Source organism: Phytohabitans houttuyneae (assembly GCF_011764425.1).
GTDB lineage: Bacteria > Actinomycetota > Actinomycetes > Mycobacteriales > Micromonosporaceae > Phytohabitans > Phytohabitans houttuyneae.
In genome coordinates, this window is sequence record NZ_BLPF01000004.1 from 251,500 (window position 1) to 274,429 (window position 22,930).

Consider the following 22,930-nt stretch of genomic DNA (forward strand, 5'->3'; position numbering starts at 1 on the left):
CTCACAACGTCGGGCGGGTTCGGCCCAACTCATCCAAAGAATGACAAAGTAAACTCCATCACAATAGCCGTCCCAAACGCGGCAGTTGATCCGACGAAGCACCTCATCTTGAAGAGCTGCTACGCAACCTGCGACGGTGACCCGATGGAGAAAACGGAATCCATTGACATATCAGTTCGGCCGGCACGCGGCTGATTTACCATAAATGGCCGGGCTCAGCCTCGCCGGCCTCACGGTGCGCTGACGAGCGTCGACGTACGTACGTGGTCGACGAGCGCCGCGAACGTGTTGACCGTCCCGACGGGCGGGTACGGTTTCTACTCGTGTGACATGGCGGCAAACAACGACTACCGACGAACCACGATAGGGCCAAGGTCGGGCGCCATAGCCTGGCCGGGACAGTTGAATCGGATGTTCCGGTTCGTAAAGGGAGCGCGGGCCCAACACATTCGTCGCGTCTGCCGGTCAAGCCAAGCCCTCGGCCAAGGTGTAAGCGCGCGCTTTTGCACCAGGGCGGATGTTTGCCGGACCCATCACACCTGTCGCCAGGCCAACCCATGGGCGTCAGTGATCCATAAGAAGATCAACGCCGACGACTTCTTCGTAGCCCGTTTCTCCGCCGCGTACTTCGCCCGAACCAGGACGCTCATGCTGGGACCACGACCCTTCGGAACACCACCTGACTGCGCAAGAGATCTAACCGATGAGAGGACCGTGGAAGATAACTACCCCCAATAGGGTGATTGCATGAAGCCTCAATCCGCAGATACGGGGAAGCGTGCGCGGAAATTCTCGAACTTCCTGGGCAGTCGAGTATGGCAAGGTATCGGCGTCCTCGTGGCGATGCTCGGAATCATGATCACTTTGACGTGGTCCTCGATCACGCAGTGGATACGCGAATGGCGCGACCCGATTTCCCGAGTCGCGGCGTCTATCGATAGCCCGAATGTGGACGGCATGGAGGTGCCTCACTGCTCCTCAGTATCGGGCACGGTCAGCGGGTTGTCCGCAGGCCACCTGCTATGGTTCGTCATCCAACAACCGAATCCGGAGCAGCAGCCGGGAGAGTTCTACCTGATCACACCGGTGCCTACAAAAGGCGATGGCCGATGGACTGTGACCAACGTGACCACCGGGGATGAGCCAGAAACAGGCCGACCCTTCTGGTTTCAGCTCTATGTCACCGACGAGAAGATCACCTCGCTGTTGAAGATGCAAGACTACTACGACGCGAACATGCCTGTGTTGCCGCGCGGGTTCCTCCGGCGCCTCGACGAACGCCAGGTACGCCGCGGGCAATATACCCAGGAAGACTGCGGGGTGCCACGAGTCAGCTGACGACCGAGGCCCGACGGCTGAGGTTGACCGACGGTGGTCGCGTTCGCGCTGGCGACGCCACAGGGGTTCAAGGTCGTGGCATTCGTCGTGCACGTGATCTTGTTTGTCCGGACGCCGGTAGTGTGAGCTGGCAGCTCCTACAGAGCGTCCCACGGTGTTGCGGCGACCGTGTAGGCGGCAGTGGTTCCGTCGTCTCGCTGTCGGTATACGTCGGAGATCTCGAACGCTCCGAGCGCGGAGGCATCGCGTAGGAGGGTACGGCGCCATCGCGTGCGCAAGTCGTCCGTCCAGGCGGGGTCAACGTCCGAAGCGAACGCGAGTAGGCCGTCGACATGGCGGGCCAGTCCCAACACCGATGTGAAGCCTCTCGAAAGTTGGTGCTCTCGCAAGCCGAACTTCTCCGCCGCGTGTACGTGTGTGGCGATTCTGGATCTCATTTCGCTCGGCAGTCTCACCTTGTCGCCGTCAACGAGAAGGCCGAGGACGATGCGTCGCGCGCCGGGTGGCGTCAGACGGGTCTTCTTGTCGTGGGCCGCGAATCCGCAGGCAGCGATCTCGTGTCTGGCCTTGTGCATCAGCGATGCCGCCGCGCGGCGGTCGAAGGCTCCAGCGCTGGAGAAAACGATGTCGTCGGCGTACCGCGTGTAGACCAGCCGATGCGCTGAGCCGAGCGCGGCGAGCGCTTCGTCCAGCGGCCGGACTGCGAGGTTCGCTATAGCGCCGCTGGTCGGAGCACCCTGGGGAACGAACCCGATCGCGTCCGCGGAGTAGGTAGGGATGACCGAGTGCCGGTGATTCCGGACCTGGAAACGCGTGGGATGCGGAAATCCGTCCCATGCTCGGCGGGTGCACAGCCGGGCTAGCTCGAGAGCCAGCAGGGGTGCGTAGCCGAGGTCGGCGAAGACCTTGAAGACCTGGCGCTCGTCGATCGTGTGGAAGAAGTTGTGCAGGTCCATCTTGACCAGCCAGCGCGCCCCGAGATGCTGCTCAGCGCACATCCGGATCGATACGCCGCGCCGGTAGGCGTAGCTGGCCGGATGCGGCGTCACGTGGTCCAGAATCCTCGCGAGGATCCATCGCTGCACGTCCATAAGCAACGGGCTGGGCGAGGAGATGAGCCGCGGGTTCTTGCCGGCGCGCCGGTTGATCGCAAAGGCGTGGTAGGGGTCGATAGACCTTTCGACGACCTTCCGGAGGTACGGGTACGGCGCGCCGCTTCGCCATGCGAGGTGGCCCAGCGTCAACACCACAGCGACGCCATGAGCGAGCAGCCGCGCGGAGGCCATCTCGACCCTGTCGATGACCTCGTTGGACAGGCCGCGCCGCCGTCCTTCCCGACGGTAAAGGTGAGGGGAGTCGGTGCGCATCTACCTTCGATTCTCCGCCCGGCAGGGCCGAGTGGCGTGACGCCGAGGCCCCGAGGGACCAGGCACGCCACTCGTTCCAGGCGCTTGCGCGGGCTTGACCAACGCCGGCGCCAACGGCGCCGGCTAGCTGTGTCGGGGCCAACGGCCCCGACGGTATCTAGATCGCACCGACTCCCCTCAATGATGAAGGGTAGTAGGGATCATCGTTGGGGCTCAAGCGCGAGCGAACCCGCCGGACCTTCGACTTCCCTGCGCGAAGCGCCTCGTGTCCCTCGTCGGTGAGCCGGCGGCGATCATCGATCATGTGGAGGCGCCGGGCGGTCGCCAGCAAGAACTGGAGCTCGAAGATCTTCAGCTGCAGCACAGCCATCAGCCAGTCGTCCGTACGCGGTGGGCGGCTCAGCGCCGCCAAGACAAGAAGCAAGCGCTGCGCGTTGCGCCAGTCCTTGAAGCGCCCCGAACCCAGTTCAGGGTGCCTCAGAGCCTCCGCGATTCCGTCGAGGTCCGGGGGCGTTCGGTGCCCGGCTAGCGTTTCTTGTTGTTCCGGAGTCAACCGGCGATGCCCTCGGGCGAAGAAGCCCACCCATGGTCGTCCCAAGGGCTCGCCTGCCCACAAGATGTGGGGCAGGGTGTTCGGCAGCGTATGGCCGATGATCAGCAGTGATTCGCTGCGCTTGTAGCCGAGCTCGAGGGACCTCTTGACGGCGTACCGGCTGGCGAACCGAAGGCAGAGGTCACGGACTTCGTCGCGTTGTGCGCGAGTCCAGTGCGCGGTGCCGAAGTCCTCGCCGACCTCGACGTATCGGAGGTCGTCCGCAAGCCGGTGGCGACGGACCGCGAATGCCCCTGGCCGTGAGCAGGCGTAGGTGACGATCACGAACCGGATCAGCCCGTAGGATCGCCAGCTTCGGATGGACGGGTTCTGCCACCATTTGTCGAGATAGGCCGTGATGGTGCTGGAGGAGGCGATGTTGTCGTCGACCAGCACGATCGTGCGTACCCGCCGCTCCCGCAGTTCCTCCAGCGTCGGCGAGGCGATCACCGATCCCAGATACCGCAGGGTCTTGGACACCTCGCTGACGATGTTCGCGGCGATGTACTCACTGCCGTCCAGCCGACCGTAGGGCCGGTCCGGGAACGGCTCGGTGTAGGTCAGCTTCTCGTCCACGGGGCGCACCGGATAGAACGCGACCGGGCCCGCCTCAAAGGTTTCCTTCGCTACGTCGCGCATCAGCTGCTTCACGCCGGCGCGGTACTCGTCAGACGAGACGAACCGCAGAGCATCGAGGAGCCGGATAGCTGCAGGTCGATAACTGGGCGGGAAGTTTTCCAGCCAATGCCGTCCCTCTCGTGTTTCGCTGAGGCGAACGGCCGTCACGCGGCCAGGCTACCTTCGTCACTGGGCCAAGTCACTGAGCCATTCCGCGCAACGTACAACGAGATGTCCGCGGGTTCGGGGTTCGAGTCCCTGGCGGCGCACCATCTGCGAGCAGGTCGTATAGACGCTTGATTATGCGGTTTTGATCTTGGCGGGGTCGGTGTGGGGCCACCGTTAGAGGGCACGCGGCACGGCATTGACCAGCGGCGCGACATAGCCAGGCATGCACGGCAGCGGATTCACCCGGGATGTTCGTCGCCAGGCTGTGTGCAGACGTGCAGCTCAGCACACCTTCAACCGCCCCGGTACTGGCCGGCTTGGCGGATCCCGCAAGGCGCGAAGGTGTCCATGTCGGGTGAATCAGGCCCCGCCTTCATGAATCACCGGCGTGGCCTGGGTCCCGGAGGTGACCGGCCCAAGTCGCCTCGGGTCGCTGTAACTCAAGGAGGTCTGCCATGACCACCGCCGTGATCGCCGGTGCCAGCGACGTCAACGTCAACGTGTTCGCCCGCTGCGGCTGCGTCGCCCCGATACCCGGTGTCCGGCTGGGCCGGCGCTGCCCGCAAGTGGGCCGGCCTGGTCGCGCAGCTGATACTTTCGCCGTCCAGTTGACCCTGCCAGGGTCGCGGCGCCGTGGCGCAGGTCATGCGTGCCGCACTGCGGGAGGCTGGACGCGACGACCGGGCGGCGAAACCGGCGGATGATCCAGTCCCGGGTGCAGTGGTATGCCCGTGGGCGGTGGTGAGCACGTAGCCGGACTCGCGCCTCGCCTCGTCTTCGCATCCCGTTCGACACGCCGGCGGTGCGGGGGCGTGCAGCAACCGGACGGTGGTGCGGTCCAGGGGATGCTGCGGCGGCTCGCCGGGGTCTGGGCGGTCGACGGTTACGGCGGGGCCGAGCGCGAGGCGCTGCTGATCGATCACGATGCTTCGTTGCTCCAGATAGACGCCGCACCAGCACAGCCCGGCCGCTTCACCATGGCGCGGGCCGCACTACCTGGCCAGCCGCGCCTCAAGCCGCACAACCCCGTGTCCAAGGTCAGGAGGCGAGTCCGGTCTGCTTGCCGGGCCTACGCACGGCAGGCGGGTTGGTAAGGCTCGTTTCCAAGGAATTCTGTCCACTCGGCTGTGGTCAATGAGCGGCCGGCGGCTTGGCAGAGGCGGGTGGAGATCGATGTGGGGTCGAGGTCCCAGAGCTGTACGTCGTAGTTGCCTTTCACGGCCAGGGCTTTGCCGTCCGGGCTGTAGATGACATCTGAGACGGAGTCCGCAAACGGGAGTATTTGTGTGACTGAACGGCGGCCGACATCCGCGAATGCGACAGCGCCCTTGTAGTCGGTTTCACTGATGCCAAGTACGAGGGTCGAGCCGTCCGGGCTGAAGGCGAGCGAGTCGACGATGCCCGGGTTTTGGGTGTCTATCTCTCCCGGCATTGCCCCGTTCTTGACGGATGTCAGGCTCGCCCGGCCGGCGGTGTGGCCTGCGGCGAGCAGTGCGCTGTCGGGGCTGAACGTGATGGTGTTGGTACCTATGCCTTCCAGAGTTGTCGGCTCGGACTGCCCGGCTGGGTTCCACAGTAGAACTTTCCCGGTGTCGGCCGTTGGGGTGGCGATCGATGTGCCGTCGGGGGTGAAGGCGAGTTCTCCGGCGAGTAGTTCGTCGCTGGTGCGGTGCGTGGCCTGCTTGCGGGTAGCCACGTTCCAGGTGATGAGGCCTTTGCCGTGGGCGGCGGCGAGCCTCTGGCCGTCTGGGCCGTACACGAGTTTGCTGATGGCCGGCGTGGGGCTGATCAGCGTGTCGACGAGCCGGTGTTGGTGGACGTCCCAGAGTCGTACTTGGTTGGTTCCGTGGGCCGAGGCCAGGGTGCGGCCGTCCGGGCTGAACGCGAGGTGGTCGGCATTCTCGTTGTTGGGAACGTGGAGTGTGGCGAGGGTGGTGCGGGTGCTGGTGTTCCAGAGCGTGATGGTTCCGTCGTAGCTGCCGGTGGCGAGGATCGTGCTGTCGGGACTGTAGGCCAGAGCGGTGATCGTCGGGCTGGAGTGGTTGAGGGCGATCCGGCCGAGGTCCCAGTGGATTGCCGTTCCGTCCTCCGATAGTGAAACGAGGGTGCTGCTGTCGGGCGTGACGGCCAGATGTGACACCTGGGTGGTGTGGCCGGGCATGGTTGCCTGGAGCCGCCGCTGCTGCCGTACCCGGCTCAACGCCCATACGGAGACGAGGTTGCTGCTGTCGGCCGTCACCAGAGTGCGCCCGTCCGCGCTGAACGCGACCGCGGTGATCGGGTTTGTCCCGCGGGCCATCGTGAATGCGGTCTTGCCGCTGGCGGTGTCGAGGACCGCGACCTGCCACTCGGTCCGCCGGTCAACCTTGATGGGGGTGGTGACAGCGGCGAAGGCGCCGTCAGGGCTTAAGGCGACCGCGGCTGCCGGTGTCGGAATGACGCGGGGCGTGCCGGTCTTTACCGTCCACAACACCGTGGCTGCCGACGTTCCGGCGGCGAGTGTGCGGCCGTCTGCGCTGAAGGCGAGGTCCTGGACGCTGACCGGTGGGCCGTCGGCCGGGCTGGTGGGGTCGTCCAGCACTCTGTGCGGCCTCTGCGACGCAACGTCCCAGACAATGATCCGCCCGCCCTGGCCGGCTACCGCCAGGAGCTTCCCGTCCGGGCTGAACGCTATGTCTGACAAGAGATTATGCGGATCGTCGCCATCCTGGCTCTCGTCCGGGTCGACCAGGGTGGCCGCAGGCGTCTCATCGGGCAGGCGGTAGAGGACGGTCTCGGCGTCGAGGGCGACCGCCAAAGTCTTCCCGTCCGGGCTCAGCGCAACAGCAAAGATATCGTGCTCGATCCCGTTTCCGTCCGGGTCCGCTGGGACGTAGTGCACGCGGTGACGCCGGGCCAGGTCCCACACCGCGACGCGGGAGTCGTCCAAGACCGCCAGCGTGCGCCGATCCCGGCTGAACGCCGCCACCTCGCCGAAATTGCCAAGGCCGGGCGCGAAGGCGGTGAGGCCGGGCCGCCGCGCGGCCTGTCCAATCAGCTCCCGGCGTGCCTCGTCGGTCGCGGCGGCCCGGTAAGCCTCGACGCTGAGCAGCATCGACTGCAAAGGACGACGGTCGAACGTGTCCGCTGCGGCTTTCGCCAGCTTTCTCGACAGGCTCGCCCGGGCCGCCTGCGCTTCGGCCCGCTCGGCGGCGTCCTGGCCCCGTTTCGCGTTGAAGAAAGACATGGTCAGGACCAAGACGACAGCCATCATGCCGGCCGCGCCGCCGGTTGCCAGCCGCCGGCGTCGCCTTTGTGTAGATGCCGATGCGTTCAGAAACTCTTGTTCAAGCCGGTTCAGGGACGCGTCGTATCTTGTGGCCCAGTCGAGGGCCTGGCGCAGTCGCTGCCCGCGGTAGAGATCGGATGATCGTTGGCCGTGTTGACGCCATACCTTGGACGCGTCTGTGAGTTGGCGGTGCAGCAGGCGGCTGGGACGGTCCTCTGCCAGCCATTCTCGAAGACGTGGCCATCCAGAGACCAACACGTCGTGGGCGATGGTGGCCGCGCCGTCCGAGAGCGTGACAAGCCTCGACCGTGCCAGGTGTTGCAGCATGTTCTCGATGACGGGACCGTCGTGCGGGTGATCGGTCAATTCCTCGATGGCGACGCGACGTCGTGTATCGGGGGTGCGCTCGTCGCCGACCTCCTCGCCGAGGGTGGTGAGCCGGATGAGCACCTCCTTCGCGGCACGCCGTTCGTCTTTTCCCATTCGGTTGTAGGCACTGTCCGCAGCCGTCTCAATGGCTCCTTTGATCGTGCCGGCCGCTCGGTATCCATCGAGGGTGAGCAGGCTATCGCGACGGTACCGCCACATCTCGAACAGCACGGCTGACAGCAGCGGCAGCGATCCTGGGTCGCGGCCGGCGTCGCGCAGCAGCAGCTCCGTCAGTCCGGGTTCCAGCGTTACGCCGGCTTGTTGCGCTGGGAGTTCGATGGCCTGGCGTAGCTCCGGTTCGGTCATGGCCCCGACGACGATCTGGCAATCCTTTAGCCAACGCACCAGCGGCGGATAGCGCAGGCAGTGCGTGTAGAAGTCGGCGCGCATAGCCAGCACGATCGCGACGTGACCGGCCACGTCGGCGAGTGCGGCGAGGATCGCGACGAACTGATCTCGTTCCTGCTCGTCGCGGCAGTGCGTGAACAGCTCCTCGAACTGGTCCACGACGATGGGCAGGACACCGGCCTCCCCACCAGTAGCGTGTCGGAGACGATCAACACGAGGTGGGGTCGCGGCCAAGTCCGCGCCAACCGCCTCGGATAAGAGGCCGCACGTGTGTGCCAGATGATTCACGAGTTCCTGCACCGGATGGTGCCCAGGTGTCAGCAGAACCGCGCGGCGGGCATACCTGGTATCCGCGGCAAGAGAGGGCAGAAGCCCGGCCCGCACCGCTGATGACTTGCCCGCCCCGGAGGCCCCGACAACCAGCAGCAGCCCGTCCGTGTCCAGGCGAACCTTCATCTCTTTCCGCAGCTGCTGGCGTCCGAAGAACCGCGCGTGATCATCCGCCTCGAACGGTTCCAGGCCCTGGTACGGGCACGGTCTGGATACCGGCTTCGAAACCACCTCGATCTCGAACCTGTTCTGGAGCTGCGCGAGTTGGCGCTCTATGTTCGTGAGCAGGTCGCGAAGTGAAGCCGACTGAGAAGGCGGGCCAGGTACGAAGGTGTGGCTGACCTTCTTGCCCGTCTCCTTCTCGAACCACCAGACGCCGAGATCGAAGCACGCCTCAACAGCAGCCATCGCCTTGCGACGGTCACCAGAGTGGCCATGCACGGCCTCATTGCCAGCCTTCCGGATCGTGTGGAAGAGCTGCCGTACGTGCTCGGATACCAAACCCGCCCGCGTCAACGCCTCGATCCGTCCGAACTGATCTCGACCTTCCCGCGGGCTGATTCCTGCCTCTTTGACGAGCATCCTCGCCAAAGTTTCACTGAACCGGCGAGTTTTTGCCAACGCCGCGTCCGGATCCGATTCGACGTACTGTTCTGCCATCGCCGCATCGCCCGCGAGTAGGAGCGCAGGCTCGGCCAGGAATCGAAAGTTGATCGAGGAGTCCACCAGCAGCGCCAACTGGTCGGTCATCATTCCCCTAATTGATCGACATGTAGCGAACAGGACAGCATAGCGAGGGTCGGGAATGAGTCAACCCGAGTCACCGTCAGCTACAACGCGTGCGCAACTTGTCATTCGTCCGGCCGACTCGCCGTGGTGTATGGCCCTTTACGCGGCCCGGCCCACGCGCTGGTCGACGGCCCAGGCTCCCCGGCGAGCCCGGGGAGATGACTGTGCCCAAGACGGTGGCGCGGTACGGTGGTCACCCATGACCGGTCCGCATAGTCCTATGCCGTCCCCGCCATTTCCCGATCCAGACTCGCAGGTGCTGAAGCTGATCATCGAGAATGCGATCAAGGCGATGCGATCAGGCGAGGCGACTGCGGAAGCGGCGATCCTTCACGCTGCCGTCCACGGCTGGTACGAAGGTCATATCCAGGGCGAAGACGCCTGCCCTGGATGCGATTTCAGAGGCGGCCTGCCGAAGCAGCAGGGACCGGGACACCCGAGGCGGGCCTGAGCTGAGACGACGACCGCGACGCGCGGTCTGCTCACGGTATCGCCAACCCGACCGAGGAGGAGCGGCGATTCCCAGGCCTGTACAGCTCCCATAGCGCGGCCTTCAGTTGCTGCTCTGGACGGCCGCCATCCCACCAACGTCAGCCCGGGCAAGCCCAGCCGGAATGCCGCGCCTGGCGGCATCGGTGGCCCCAGACGATGAACCCGGCCGAAGCGGCAGGCACGGCCGGTCCGGACACGGGTTACCCGCTCCGATCCACCGAGCGGGCGATGCGCCGGACGCCTCAAGGTTGCGGATATGGAAGCGCGTCGTTGCTCGGTAGTCTCACCCCGTGACGTACGTCGTTGTTGTCGACCGCGCCGTCCCCCAGGAAGGGGGTACATCACCAAGACGGTGCCCATCTCAATGCCGTCCACGGGACCAGCCCATCTCGCCGTGATCTTCTACGCAGCATCAACCAACTCCGGTGCCACCGTCACCAAGCTCACCCACATCGGCGCCGTCGTGCGTCCGTCGGGCCAGAAGGCCAGCACCTACGACCGGCTACTGAAGATAGAGGAACTCTTCCCGGTCACCCCGACGCCGATCGAAACCACAGACCTCCGCGAGTTCTTGCCCGCCGGCGAAATCGATCGCCTGCTGGCGGCTCGAAACGACGTTCAGCTCGTTTCCGAAGAAGTCACTACCGCGCTTGTGACGGCCATCAGTCAGTTACGGCCCACCATGTCGCCGGTGATCGATTGGCTCCGAGCGCTCGAAGGCTTCAGTGGGTTGGGATTCAGCGAGACGGAGCTGCTGTGGCGCGAACAGCGGGACGCGGCGAACGTTGGGTTGCGCATCGGCGGCTTCTCGCCGACACCGCTGCGAGCCTGGAGACGCCCGGCCGAGGGCGAACCCTTCATCGCTGGTGTCGTCCCCTACCCCAGGCCGAACGGCGAAGCCGGCCGGCAAACACCGACCGAAGCGCCGTCACAGCCGGCTGCGCGGATCCGCGAAGATGAGCGATCGCCCGCGCCGGACGAGGGGAACGACCAGTCCCACGACAGGAACGACCGCCCGCAGGACGAGGAAAGTCAGCCGGTGCTGAGTGGACTGGTACCCAAAGCGACCGAGGCCAGGCTCATCGAGCACGACGCCCGCACCTTCCCGGGTTGGCGGCATATGCCGAACCGACAGGTGCACATCCACACCTTCACCGACGGTGACCGCCGCATGGAGATCGTCAACGTTGACGCAAGCGGCGTGGAAGCCAAAACCGGCGCCGACTTGATCTACTACCACGTCAACACCAAGAGTTTCGTGCTCGTCCAGTACAAACGCCTACACCGCCGTACCCTATCCATCGACGATCGGCTACGCGATCAACTCGCCCGCATGGACGACCTGGCTAAGCTCAACCAACAGCCAAGCCAGCCTGACGACTGGCGCATCGGGCCAGACTTCGGCTTCCTCAAACTCGCCGACACGATGGCGCACGAGACGCCAGCCGACCGTCTCATCCGCGGCCTTTACCTGCCGTCGTCGTACGTGGGGATCCTGCTGGCACAAAACCGCACCCGGCTCGGCTACGACACCGTCGACCGGCACCTGAGCAACAAACAATTCATCGAGTTCGTCGCACACGGACTGGTCGGCACCGTCGGCATCACCGTGGAACAGCTCCAAGAGATCGTCAACGGCCTCGCCGACGCCGGCGACAGCGTCGTGGTCGCCGAAGACCACAGCGACGAGAGCACCGCCGAGCGACAAAGACGCCTCCGATCCCGCAGTGCCCGCTGACCACAGAACCCGGCCCCACCCGATCCCTACGCGAAGCTCCCATCACCGCCGGCCGGGCCGCGCGACCCGCGGGCCACCGCAGTTGATGCCTGGCGCAATCTTGCCGATGCTGATCCTGTCCCGGATGGGTGATCCATGGGTGATCGATGGTTCCGGCGCGGCACGACATCGTATGGTGGGAACCGACAAGGCTCGGACTATTTATTGGGGGGCTAAGTGGCACATTCTGGGACTGATTGATACAACGAAATACCGGATGACACGGTCTGATTTAGCCTCTTAATCCGCGGGTTCGGGGTTCGAGTCCCTGGCGGCGCACAATTGATCAAGGCTCTGACCTGATATTTCGTCCCAGATCAGAGCCTTTCTCATGTCCATCGTGGACTTTTGGGTGATCGATGGGTGATCTGTAGCTTTCGGTCGTCCCTGGTACCAGCTGACACCGCTGGTCACCCAGCGGCATGGGCGTTCTCTGGTCCCCTTCATCCACGCCCGTTTATCGGACCACCCAAGACAGGTCAGCCGAGGCCGCGGCCGAGCCATTGCGGCGCTGGCCATGCTCGCCGACCAGTGCAGCCGTGACCAGATCACTACGGGCCGGAGTCGTCAAGCAGGGCGAGTCGAGCGACGGGGTCGGCGCAACGACGTGTCGCTGCGGGCTATTAGCAGTCATCGGCGGGCGAGGCGTGCTTGGGGTTATTGGTCACCCACCCGTGCCTGCCGCTGCGTAGCGTCGTGCGGTCGCGGTTCTGAACGCCCGCGTCGGGGTCTACCCAGTACCGGGTGTCTCGCGTCCATTTGGTCCACGTCTCGTCTCCGTTGGCGGCGACAAAGACGCGCACGTCGTCAGCGGTCACCTTCATGCATTTGCCGCCGACCAGGTCGACCGCAGGCTCGGTGCCGACTCGTCCCGTGGCCGAGGATGAGTCCCTTCTGTAGGCCGCTACTCCGAGCAAAGTGGATGCAATGGCCAGAATTAGGACGAACACCCCAATCGTAAGAATGCCTCTCCGTCTCAGCCGTAACCGCCATGAACGCGACCGTCGTCGTGGATGCCTGGCATGCCCACGGGAGCCGTCGGGCTGGCCGTCGTTTGTTGGTGGTCCTGTCCGAGGGGGCGGCGAGGTCGCACCGCCACTTGCTGGCTGGCTGGCCAGCGACGATGCGCCCTCTTGGTCATCACCTGCGGGCCGCTGATCATCGACAACCGCGCTACCTTTTGCCCCGCGCTCCTCCCGCCGCTCTGTAGCCATGGCTCTGGAGCCCTCCGAAGCGCTGGATCGAGGCGCCGACGGCGGGGCATCCAGGAAGGCCGTCGGGGCGATGCCCGCGCCCATGCCGGCGGGCGGCTGGCCGGCGGTCCCACCGGAACCCTCGGTGCCGGCAGTTGCCAGCGGCGGCGTTTCTTCGGACGGGTCGTCCAGGGATGCGTCGTTTGAGCCAGCCGCGCGGGCGCGCTGTTTGCGGGCTCCCTGTCCGCCCTGGGCCTCCCGCCACAGGCTGCGCCAAACCTCCTTTTCCTCAGCGGACAGTGTGAAACTGGCTAGTTGCCCATCCTGCGTACGGCGGTGGCTCTTCCAGCGCAAGACGGTGATGACGGCGAAAAGCTCGTTCTCTCCTCGCGGCAAGAATTTGCGGCTGATCCACCCCCGGATCGTCTGCTCCGGCACGTCCGGCAGCTTCTCAACGAGGTTGGGGGACCGGTTTGCGGTGGGCGAGCGACCCTCCGGAGTGGAGGCGCCTGCGCGGCACAGTTCGCGGATCAGCCGTTGTATTTGGTATCCCGATGGCGCACCCGCCTCCTGTCGGGCGGCCTCGAGAGCGTCATAGAACTTGATCTCTGTGGGCGAGATGTTCTCGGGCACGGCAGCGATCCTGGCTCATTGGAGTGCTCGGTTGGTGTGACGCCACGCCGCAATTTCCGCGAGTTGTCGCGAGTCGCCGCGACTCGCTTCGTTCGCGCTGGTCACAGCCGTGATGCTCGCGGGGCAGCCGAGCGCGAATAGGCGCGCCCGGCCCTACCCTGATGGAGACATCCATGAAGAAAAGAGCACTTTTCGCGTTGGTTGGGGCGGTGACTGCCGGCCTGATTGCCGTCGTTGTCCCCACCGCGCACGCCAGTTCGGCCCTCCCCAGCGTGACGCGCGTCAGCTCCGCCGCAGCTGCGGGGCAAGGCACCATACAGGCCCAAGATCTGCCGACCGAACTCGTGGCCGCAGCGGCAGCCGACACGGCAGTTCTCCGGCCTGGTCAGCACCGCATTTACTTCCACTTCCGCAAGAACCACAAGGACCCAACGAAGTCGAGCCTCACCCTCTACCGGGTGACGGCCCGAGGAGAAGGGCTACCGCCCACGTACACCAAGCTGGGCGCATGGCGTGCTGGGTCAGGCATCGGCGGCACCGGCATCGGGCAGAACGCCTGCGCGCTTGGCCAGGGCTGGCTGCCCAACGGCTGGTACAACGCCCACCGTGACGGCCCAGCCCACGACACCAACTTCAACACCAACGTCAACGGGGGACTGATCTTCGGGATCGTGTGGCGCCTGCAGGACACCGCACGCGGCTGCGACGGGATCAAGCGCACGGAGTTGTTCATCCACAGCGAGATGACCCCCGGCCGCAAGCAGGCATGCCGCCCGGCCAACTACCGCGAGAACCAGTGCTGGGACGGTCCTGCGGACTACGCCTCCAACGGCTGTATCAAGCTCAAGCCGGCCGACATCAAGCAGGCCGCCCGGCTGGCCCGGGCCTGGGGCGGTCCCCGGCCGGACCAGAAACACTACCCTCGGCTCCTGCTGGTCACCGGCTAACGGGGCCAGCTCTCAGGCACCACGCTCGGCCCCACCGCGCGTCACGTGCGGTGGGGCCGACCCCTTCGAGGTGCGCGAAGAGGTCAACCTCCCCTAACCGACCGGCATATCGCCGAACATCGAATATGTTATTGAGGGCGGCGATCTCCAGCTCGATCTGCCAACTTCCTGGTCGGCTCCTTGTTCCAACGGCCGCGAGCACCTCGTAAACGGCGGTCGGACGCCTGTGAGCGCGCGGCGTAAGGAGTGGCTGCGGCAGCTGGCGCAGATGCAGCCCGCTTCGCGAATCTGCGGTACAAGCTCTACACGTCGCTACCAGCGACATCAGCCTGCAAACCAAACTGGCGGCTGTCGGCCTGCCCTACGTCGAGCTGCGCTGAACGTGGGGCTGACCGGCGTTCGCCCCGGCAGCTGTCTATGTGCCGGTAAATAGTTTCGCGCCGAAGCCGACAGTCGGCATGAGCAGTTGACCCGGAACGGCCAGCGTCTGCATCTGCGCCAACAGACCCGACCGACAGGCGGCCAGGAGCAAGGCTGATCGAGCCTGCCCACTGCGCGCGGCGCCGACCGGATCGAGGCCAGCGTGAACGGTGTCTGGACGCGGCGGGCGAGAAACGTTGTAACGTTCCTCGCCCGGAGCTGGTGCCGGTGGAGTCGTGGTTATCCGGCGGCTCGTTGGTCGATCTGTGTGACGGTGGCGCGGCGGGGCACGATCGCTGCGGCCTGTTCGGCGGCGTTGCGGGCGAGGTCGGGTAGGACGCTGGTGTAGGTGTCGGCGGTGACGGTGATGGATGAGTGGCGCAGCATCGCTTGGACGACTTTCATGTCGACGCCGGCGGCGAGGGCGAGGGTCGCCGCGCCGTGCCGCAGGTCGTGCAGCCGCACGGGTGGCAGCCCGGCTTGGCGGGCGAGGCGCTGGAAGTGGTCGGTGACATCGGCCGGGTGCAAAGCCTCGCCGGTGGGGTGGTGAAGACCAGCCCGGTCTGCACCCATTTCGGTCCGGCGGCGAGGCGTTGGTGGCGTTGCCGGGCCTGGTGGGCGCTGAGCGCGGCGACGGTGTTGGTGTCGAGGGCGACGACGGCTTCGCTGTCGTCGGTTTTGGGTGGTTCGAGGCTGGTGGCCCAGCCGTGTTGGGTGATCTGCCAGCGGATGGTGATCTGTTTGCCGGGTAGGTCGACGTCGGCCCAGTGCAGGCCGCAGGCTTCGCCTCGGCGCAGGCCGCGGTAGGCGATGAGTTGGTACAGGGCGTAGAGCGGGTCGTCGGCGTTGTGGGCGTGGTCGAGGAACGCGCCGGTCTGCGCGGGGGTCCAGACCATGACCGGCCTGAGCAGCGCGCCACTCTGCTGCCACTGTTCGACGCGTTCGTCGGTCCACACCAGCGGCTTGGGTCGGGTGGCCGGCGGCAGCTCGACGTGCTTGGCGGGGTTGATGTCGATGAAGCCTTGCCGGATGGCGGCGTTGAGCGCGGCGCGCAGGGTGGCCCGGATGCGGTGCATAGTGGCCGGGCCGACCAGCCGCATGCCCTTGACCTTGTCCCGGCTGTCCGCGTTCCGGCTAGCCCGCATGGTCGCGATCTGCTCGTTGCGTTCGTCGATCGCGTCGAACATCGCGTCGAGGTGACTGACCCGCAGTCTGTCTAGCCGCACGGCGCCGATGTGGGGGACGAGGTGGTTAGTGATGTGCCCGGTGTGTAGGAGCGGCGGGTGCCGGCCCTTAGCTTCTTGCGCCCGGCTAGCCACGTAGCGAGCCACACCTCGATGGTGGGGATCTCGACGGTATCGCCGAGGTGTAGCAGCCGGCGTACCTCCGCCGTGGTGGGCAGCGGCCGTTTGCGCTTTAGCGCGAGCTCGATTAGGTCGCCGACCTTGGTCAGGTCGGCCGGCTCGCCGGTCTTGGCGACGGCGAGGGCGTCGCGGATCTTGCCGAGGATGGCTTCGGCTTCGGTCTGGCTCGCGTAGGTGCCGCGTCGCAGTGGGCGGCGGCGTCCGTCGGCGGCAGGTGGGAGGTCGATCTGGTACTGCCACACGCCGTGGTTGGGGTTCCAGCCGGCGCCCCGGCGCAGTTTCGGGCACCGCTGTCCCTGCCGCTTACCGGTCGCGTCCCGGCAGCCGCAGCGCTTGTACGTGGTTCCGTTCATCAGTATTTGGTCCCTTCCCGGGTGTCGGGGGCGGACCAGCGGACCCGCCGGATCGAACAGTCCGCTGGTGCCGTGGTCGACGTGTATCCATGCCGGGGACGCACGGGCGGTCAAGCCTGCCCCCGGGCGCCCGCTTGAGGCGGGCCGCCTCGGGGAATCGGCCGGTCGTGCGGTGGTTCAGGTGTCGATGCCGACGGCTTGCAACAGGTGCGCGACCGCGACGAGGTACCTGCCGCCGACCTTGCGGACGGGGACCGGGAACTGGCCCTCGCGGGCGAGTCGGTAGGCGGTGGTGCGCCCGAAGCCGAGCACGGATGCGGCGGTGACGACGTCGGTGGTGACGCCGAGCGCGCGGACCTGCTCTGCGGACCACGCCCGCGCCGCGGCCATCACCGACCTCCGCGAGCGCTGCTGCGGCTGCTCGCGGCGAGGACAAGCACGTCCTCGTGCTGCACGAGCCATTGCGGGTCGCCGTCGGCGATGGCGTTGCGGACGTTTTTCTGTTGGAAGAACGACGCTCGGGGATGATCACGCCGTCGCGGACGGCGCAGATGAGCGCGATACATTCCTCGACCAGTTCCATGCCGGCGGTGACGCCGGCCGCGACGACCATGCCGGGGATATCGATCAGCTCGCCGTGCCGCCGGTACGGCCGGGCGGTGATCACCACGTGCCCGCCCGGCCGGAGCAGGGGAGGCAGCCGGCGAGGATCTCGGCGAACCCGTCGGCCAGTTCGGCGTGGCTGCGGTAGGCGAGATTGTCGGCCCGGCCGTACTTGTGGTTGATCTTGCGGACCTTCCCGCGTCTGGGGCCGGGGTGCGGGCGTGGCCGTGGGTGGACGGCCCGTATGGCGGTGAGGTGACGATGAGCGCGACTTTGCCGTGCATGTTGGATGGCAGCAGGTTTGGCAGGGTGCGGGAGTCGCCGGTGTAGATGTGGCTGGTGCCGGTCGCGCCGTCGGCTTGGGCGAGTCGGATGTTGTCGGCCGCCAGGCTGGCCCAGCGGGGTTCGTATTCCACGCCGATGCCGCGCCGGCCCAGCCGCATGGCTTCCACGATGGTGGTGCCGATGCCGGCCATCGGGTCCAGCACCAGCTCGCCGGGGGCGGTGTAGGTGCGGATGGCGCGGCGGGCGATGGTGGGCAGCATCTTGCCCGGATGCTGCATCGACTCCGGGGTGTACCGGCCGCGTCGCAGGTCCCGCGAGATGGTCTGCCCGGTCAGCCACACCGAGCCGGGCGTGCCTTCGGCGACCAGCGCCGCCAGCTCGATGCCGGCTTCGATGCCGGCGGCCTCGCCTGCGCCGATGAGATCGCTACCGTCCGGGTCGGTCGCGGATGGGTTGCGCACGGTTGGCGTGTCAGCCACGGGTGGCCTCCTCGGTGGTGCTGGTGGTGCCGGCGAACGCGAGCAGGTCGCGGAAGGCCGGCCGGTGCCGGCCGTGGTGCGGCCGGTCGGGCTCGTTGGCCGGGTTCGGGTCGGTGCGTGGGTCGTGCTCGGGTAGCGGGATGAGCAGGACCGGGATGTGCTGGTGGTAGACCAGCCCGGCGGCCCGCGCGGCGGCGATGACCGTGGAGCGGTGACCGACCGTCCCGGGCTCAGGACCGGGCTCAGGGACTCGGGCGGTCAGCGCCGCGATCAGGTGACCGCCGGGGCGCAGCAGCCGCCGCCACCCGGTCACGGCGCGAGTAAGGCCGTGCAGGTCGAGGCTGTCCACTCCGACCCGGGGCAGCGTGACCATGATCAGGTCGGCGCCCGGCCCGGGGCGGGAGGCCACCCGACGCGGCCGGTCCACGCGAGCCGGCGGGGCTACCACCTGGAGCCGGGTGGTCCGGCCGCGGGTGACGAGTGTGGCTGGGGCGCGGCGTAGGTAGCGGGCCGCCGCGGCGACGGTGGGGTGCTCATCGAGGTCGAGTACGACGGCGCCGGCGCGGGTGTAGCGGCGGATCAGGTAGGCCAGGTCCGCCGGCGACAGGCCGTGCCAGTCCGGCAGTCCCGGCCGGGCGAACCCGGCGGGGCGCGGGCCGGACCTGGCGGCCAGGAACAGGCCGACTGGCACCGGCTCCAGTTGGGTGACGGGCCGGGCGGCGCGGTTGGTGGAGGGGTTGTTCGGCATGGGCGTGTGGGCCACGTCCGCCGACAAGCGCTGACACTAAGGGATTACAAATTCGGCCCCCGAATTGGAAACCGGCCCGCCCCCGCCACCCCGGCCGCCTCACCGGCGACCCCTTGAACAAGATCAAGTCGGGGTTGAACACGCAGGTCAGGACGCATCGCGTCGGACGGCCGACTCGTGCGGCAGGCTGTCAAACCCGCTCGCCCACCACGGGCCGCCTTGAACAAGATCCACACCGGGTTGAACAAGACCACGGTCCAGGTTGGACAAGATCGCTGGCACGTTAAACAAGATCTACGAGCCTTGAACAAGATCGATATCAGCCGCCGTGAGGTTGAACAAGATCGCGCCGGGTGGGCCGCAAGTCCGGTGAAGCGGCGTTCCGGCGCGGCGTGTGTTCAAGGTGCCGAAGTCCTCGTGCTCGATGCCCGGGAGTGGCCGGCGGCGGTCCCCTTGAACACCCTGCTTGACGGCGGTGCGGCCGGTGACCTCGGCCGCCTCGCCGGCCGGGCCTGCGCATCGACGCTGATGGGTGGCGTTCGGGGTCGAATGCGTGGTGTCGAGGCTTGAACAAGATCACGGTGTTCAAGTTCTGTTCAAGGCACCTGGTGGCGTGGTGGCACACCGCCGAACCGGCGCTTCGCCGGACGGCAGATGCCATCACGAGGGGAATCGTCATGGACCACCACACCGACCTCCACATGCCCGCCGCCACCGGACCTGCTGGTGGGGCCGCTGCGGCGGGCAGGGAGACGCTGCTGGGCGACATCGAGTACCGGTTCCGGCTGGCCGGGCAGGGGCCGAAGCCGCTGTCGGTCAACGGCCGCGCCCTCGGTCACGGCCTGCCCCGCCGCCGTATCCCGTTGCCGGAGTTGTCGGCGATCCTGATGCACCCGGCCTACGGCTACGAGGCCCGCGACACGGTGTGGCGGTTGCTGGTCGAGCGTGCCCGCACCGGTGATCCGGCGTGGCGGGCCGGTGCGGTCGGGGTCGCCATGCCGGGGCTGCGGTTCAAGGCGTACCTGCTAGCCAAGCTGTTCCCGACCGCCGATGTGCAGGCGTCCATCGTGGAGCATTTTCTGCGCGCGTTGAACCGGGTCGAGTTGGCCAGGCCGGGCGTGGTCGGCAACCTGCTTTCGGCGGCGTTCTCCAAGGCGCGCAGCGAGCTGCGTGAGCAGGAACCGGCCAGCTGCGGTACGCCGAACTTCACCCCTGGCTCGGTGCTGCCCCCGGCGCCGTACGGCCACCCGGACCTGGTTCTGGCCCGCGCCGTCACGGCCGGGATCCTGACCGCCGAGGACGCGGAGCTGATCGCCGTGACGTACCTGGAGGAGGTTTCCCTGACCGCGTACGCCGAATGGCTGGCCAGGCCGCGGTGGAACCTGTACAAGCGCCGCACCGCCGCTGTGGCGCGGCTGAAGGCGGCGATCGAGGCCGGTGAGTTGTCCGATCCGTACGCCGACGTGATCAACGAGGCGACCATGACGCTCGTGCTGGACGTGCCCACCGCCCGCAAACGCCCGTGAACACCCCGGGCCGGTGAGCTGCGGGTTTCCAATTCGGCCCGCACATTTGTAATCCCTTAGTGCGGGACAACTCCCGCGCTGGTGACCACCGACCGGACCCGCTGACGGCGCTGACATCCCGCACGGTCCCGGCCCACCGCCCCCTTTTTTGGTGAGGAGGACGGGCTGCGCCGGTCGGCACCAGGTCACCACGAGCACACACGTCCCGGTCCTGCCTTCGCCACACCACACGCGCACCCAGCACCGGCCCTGCCCTGCGTAGGGCGGCCGTGGTGCGCACCGGAGGTGCTCCTTCCCATGACCCGCAAAGTTTTCTCGCGCCACTTCCGGCGCGAATCGACGCGGGGACAGCCCCACCGGCTGCCCCTGCGTTCAGGATTGCTGGATCGGGCCACCCGCCTGACTCCGGTCCTGCTCCTGGCCGCCGCCGTTCCCGCCCTCGTGGCGTGGCCGGGCACCGCGTACGCCGCACCGGATCCGTCGTCCCCGCCGGCTCCGCCGACCGAGCCGACGGTGACCTCGCTCGATGCGGTCATTAACAACATTCGGCTGTGGCTGCTAAGCATCCTTGCCGCCTACGCCACTTTTTGCCTGGTCGTCGCGTTCTTCCGGTACACCAGCGGTGAGGCCGACGAGGTGGCCAAGGCCAAGGTCGGGTTCCGGTCGGCCGCGATCGGCTATGCCGGCGCGATCCTGGCGCCGCTCATCGTGACGATCATCGGCGGGTGGCTGTGATGGGCCGCCCCCGCGCCTTGTCCAGCCGGACCGTTCGGCGCCTTACGCTCGCCCTGCTGGGTGTCGTCCTCGCCGCTACCGTAGCCCGTCCGGCGCTGGCCGAGCCCTCGCCGTCCCCGCCACCCGGGGCGGGTGTGCCGGACCCAGGGGTGCGGCCGTCCCCGAACCCCGCCCCGCCGGGCGGCTCGTCGCCCGCCCCGTCCCCGAATCCGACGCCGTCCCCGATCGGGCCGCCTCCCACCGATCAGCCGTCCCCGGCACCGCCTGGGACGCCGTCCCCGGCACCCGGCCCAACGCCGCCGAGCTGGAGTCCGCCGTCCAACGAGGACTACGGCGACACAGGCCTGTTCGACATCCCCGGCCAGGTGCGCAAGGCCATCGGCGAGTTCTTCGCCTGGGCGGTCGAAAGCGCGCTGAACCCGGTGCTGTCCGCGCTCGGCGAGACCGTGCTCAGCACGCCGGACCTGACCGGCGACGAGCGGGTCCGCACGATGTGGACCACCAGCCTCGTCGTGGCCAACGCGCTGCTGGTGCTGTTCGTGCTGGCCGGGGCATTCCTGGTCACCAGCCGGGAAACCCTGCAAACCCGGTACGGGCTCAAAGAGGTCCTGCCCCGGCTGGCCCTGGCCGGCGTGCTGGTCAACACCAACCTCATCGTGCTGGACAAGGCGATCGAGGCGACCAACGCGGTCACCACCGCGATCGCCGGCCAAGGCGTCGACGGCACCGCGGCCGCCGCCGCCCTCGGCCAAGCCTTGGGTGAAGCCCGCGGAGGGAACACTTTCCTGCTCACCCTGCTGATTCTGGGCGTGCTGGTCATGGCCATCGTCGTCGTGTTCATGTTCGTGTTCCGGGTCGCCGCCTTCGCGATCCTGATCGGCCTGGCCCCCTTCGCGTTGCTTTGCCACGCCTCCCCGTTGACCGAGCAGATCGCCTTCACCTGGTGGCGGGCCGTCGGCGCCTGCGTGGGCATCCAGATCGCACAGGCCGTCGTACTGCTGGGCACACTGCGCATGTTCCTCACCCCGGCCGGGGACACCATCACCGGTCCCGGCTCCCTGATCGGGATCCCGACGCCGAGCCGGCTGATCAGCATCCTCGTGGTCGCTGCCATGCTGTGGCTGCTGATCAAGATTCCCGGCTGGAGCCGGCAGTTCGTCCTCGGCCCCCTCGGGCAGGGCGGAGGCCGGGGCCTGATCCGGACGCTCATCCACGCCTACCTGATGGTCAAGACCCTCGGCGCGGCGGCCGGCGTCGCGCGTGCGGGGACGGCCGCCCGAGCCGCCGGGTCGGCTGCGGGACGGCCGGGCGCGACGCCCCGTCCCGGTGGTCGCCCGTCCCCGACCGGCGGTCCCCGTCCCCGCCCGGGTCCGTCCCGGCCGTCCCCGGCGGGGCCGGCAGGGTTCAGCCACGCCCCGGTCACCCACACGCCGCTGTCGTTCCCGGCTGGGACGAACGCCGCTCCGGCATTGAGCCATGCGCCGTCCCCGTCCCCGGCGGGACCGTCCCCGTCTGGTGGTGTCCCGGCGGCGCAGTTCTCCCACCCGTCCCCGGCCCAGACGCCTCGCCCGGCGCCGGCTACACCGGCGGCGCGGGTGGCGTTCAGTGACGCCGCACCGGCCACGCCCAGACGCGCCGCCGCTGGCCCGGCGCCGGGGGTGACGTTCTCGGCCGCACCGGCGCCGCACAGCGCGCCGCGACGGCCACCAGCCCCGGTCACACCGGTGTTCTCGGCCGCGCCCGCCACACCGGCTGGTGGGCCGCGTCGTGGCGCGTCTGCGGCAAGCCGGCCCACGGCCGCCCGAAGGGCCACCCCTGCGGCCGGCACGAGCAGCGCCACCGGGTCACGCACGCCGAGCGCCGGAGCCCCTTTGGCGACCCCACCTGCCCGGCAGGCGGCGGCGCCGTCCCCGCCGTCCCCGCCGGGACGGGCACCGGCCGTCCCGTCCCCACGGCCGTCCCCGGCGGCGGGACGGGCGGCCTCGTCGTCTCCGCGTCCCGTCCCGGGTTCGTCCCCGACACCGGGTCCGTCCCCGGCGGTCCGAGCGGCTCGTCCCGCGTCGTCCCAGCCACCCGTCCCGCCGTCCCCTACCGGCGCGGCGCCGTCCCCAAGATCGAGGTGAGCGCC

The 22,930-nt window shown here is 67.6% G+C and carries 17 protein-coding genes and 1 pseudogene; 8 read left to right on the forward strand and 10 right to left on the reverse strand.

The annotated features are described in order from the left end of the window. Positions 1–747 precede the first annotated feature (747 nt). Positions 748–1,338, forward strand: coding sequence for a hypothetical protein (locus Phou_RS43755; protein ID WP_173069741.1), 591 nt, complete (start codon positions 748–750; stop codon positions 1,336–1,338). 137 nt (positions 1,339–1,475) lie between these two features. On the opposite strand, the gene Phou_RS43760 is transcribed toward Phou_RS43755, so the two are convergent. The 3 genes from Phou_RS43760 to Phou_RS43770 all read right to left on the reverse strand — a co-directional run bounded on the left by Phou_RS43760 (position 1,476) and on the right by Phou_RS43770 (position 9,211). Next, positions 1,476–2,705 carry a reverse transcriptase family protein gene (locus tag Phou_RS43760; RefSeq protein WP_173069743.1) on the reverse strand — a complete coding sequence of 410 codons (1,230 nt, stop codon included), beginning with the start codon at positions 2,703–2,705 and terminating at the stop codon, positions 1,476–1,478. Positions 2,706–2,862: 157 nt separating this feature from the next. After that, complete coding sequence (locus Phou_RS43765; protein WP_173069745.1) at positions 2,863–4,083, reverse strand: phosphoribosyltransferase-like protein; 1,221 nt, start codon at positions 4,081–4,083, stop codon at positions 2,863–2,865. Between the two features lie 1,069 nt (positions 4,084–5,152). Continuing rightward, on the reverse strand, positions 5,153–9,211 hold the full coding sequence (locus Phou_RS43770) for a WD40 repeat domain-containing protein (RefSeq protein WP_173069747.1): 4,059 nt from the start codon (positions 9,209–9,211) through the stop codon (positions 5,153–5,155). A 292-nt stretch (positions 9,212–9,503) separates the two neighbouring features. On the opposite strand from Phou_RS43770, the gene Phou_RS43775 reads away from it, so the two are divergent. Next, positions 9,504–9,698 (forward strand): hypothetical protein, encoded by a 195-nt coding sequence (locus Phou_RS43775; protein WP_218579583.1) that lies wholly within the window; start codon positions 9,504–9,506, stop codon positions 9,696–9,698. A 435-nt stretch (positions 9,699–10,133) separates the two neighbouring features. After that, positions 10,134–11,477 carry a hypothetical protein gene (locus Phou_RS43780; protein ID WP_173069751.1) on the forward strand — a complete coding sequence of 448 codons (1,344 nt, stop codon included), beginning with the start codon at positions 10,134–10,136 and terminating at the stop codon, positions 11,475–11,477. 662 nt (positions 11,478–12,139) lie between these two features. Here Phou_RS43780 and Phou_RS43785 read toward each other — a convergent pair. Further along, complete coding sequence (locus Phou_RS43785; RefSeq protein ID WP_173069753.1) at positions 12,140–13,342, reverse strand: hypothetical protein; 1,203 nt, start codon at positions 13,340–13,342, stop codon at positions 12,140–12,142. 173 nt (positions 13,343–13,515) lie between these two features. Here Phou_RS43785 and Phou_RS43790 point away from each other — a divergent pair, with 173 nt between their 5' ends. Next, positions 13,516–14,289, forward strand: a complete 774-nt coding sequence (locus Phou_RS43790) for a hypothetical protein (RefSeq protein WP_173069755.1) — start codon at positions 13,516–13,518, stop codon at positions 14,287–14,289. A gap of 660 nt (positions 14,290–14,949) precedes the next feature. Here the strand turns inward: Phou_RS43790 and Phou_RS53970 are convergent. The 6 genes and pseudogenes from Phou_RS53970 to Phou_RS43810 all read right to left on the reverse strand — a co-directional run bounded on the left by Phou_RS53970 (position 14,950) and on the right by Phou_RS43810 (position 18,541). After that, positions 14,950–15,183, reverse strand: coding sequence for a tyrosine-type recombinase/integrase (locus Phou_RS53970; RefSeq protein WP_246274789.1), 234 nt, complete (start codon positions 15,181–15,183; stop codon positions 14,950–14,952). Beyond that, a complete protein-coding gene (locus Phou_RS53975) occupies positions 15,111–15,935 on the reverse strand; it encodes a tyrosine-type recombinase/integrase (RefSeq protein WP_246274530.1) in 825 nt (274 codons plus the stop codon). The genes Phou_RS53970 and Phou_RS53975 overlap by 73 nt, the downstream gene beginning before the upstream one ends. Further along, positions 15,926–16,426 (reverse strand): hypothetical protein, encoded by a 501-nt coding sequence (locus Phou_RS53980; RefSeq protein WP_246274532.1) that lies wholly within the window; start codon positions 16,424–16,426, stop codon positions 15,926–15,928. The genes Phou_RS53975 and Phou_RS53980 overlap by 10 nt, the downstream gene beginning before the upstream one ends. Before the next feature lie 177 nt (positions 16,427–16,603). Further along, entirely contained in the window at positions 16,604–16,816 is a 213-nt protein-coding gene (locus Phou_RS43800) for a helix-turn-helix transcriptional regulator (RefSeq protein ID WP_173069756.1), read from the reverse strand. Then, positions 16,816–17,733, reverse strand: a pseudogene (locus Phou_RS43805) (TRM11 family SAM-dependent methyltransferase). Before Phou_RS43805 ends, Phou_RS43800 begins: the two are co-directional and overlap by 1 nt. 52 nt (positions 17,734–17,785) lie before the next feature. Beyond that, a complete protein-coding gene (locus Phou_RS43810; protein WP_371872279.1) occupies positions 17,786–18,541 on the reverse strand; it encodes a hypothetical protein in 756 nt (251 codons plus the stop codon). A gap of 219 nt (positions 18,542–18,760) precedes the next feature. Here Phou_RS43810 and Phou_RS43815 point away from each other — a divergent pair, with 219 nt between their 5' ends. The 4 genes from Phou_RS43815 (at position 18,761) to Phou_RS54810 (ending at position 22,925) form a co-directional block, all read left to right on the forward strand. Continuing rightward, complete coding sequence (locus Phou_RS43815; protein ID WP_173069758.1) at positions 18,761–19,111, forward strand: hypothetical protein; 351 nt, start codon at positions 18,761–18,763, stop codon at positions 19,109–19,111. Continuing rightward, positions 19,108–20,067 (forward strand): hypothetical protein, encoded by a 960-nt coding sequence (locus Phou_RS43820; RefSeq protein ID WP_246274538.1) that lies wholly within the window; start codon positions 19,108–19,110, stop codon positions 20,065–20,067. The genes Phou_RS43815 and Phou_RS43820 overlap by 4 nt, the downstream gene beginning before the upstream one ends. Before the next feature lie 513 nt (positions 20,068–20,580). Then, the gene (locus Phou_RS53985; protein WP_246274539.1) at positions 20,581–20,802 is read left to right on the forward strand and encodes a hypothetical protein; all 222 of its coding nucleotides are present in this window, start codon (positions 20,581–20,583) and stop codon (positions 20,800–20,802) included. Between the two features lie 365 nt (positions 20,803–21,167). Continuing rightward, entirely contained in the window at positions 21,168–22,925 is a 1,758-nt protein-coding gene (locus tag Phou_RS54810) for a TrbL/VirB6 family protein (RefSeq protein ID WP_281365180.1), read from the forward strand. Positions 22,926–22,930: the final 5 nt, after the last annotated feature.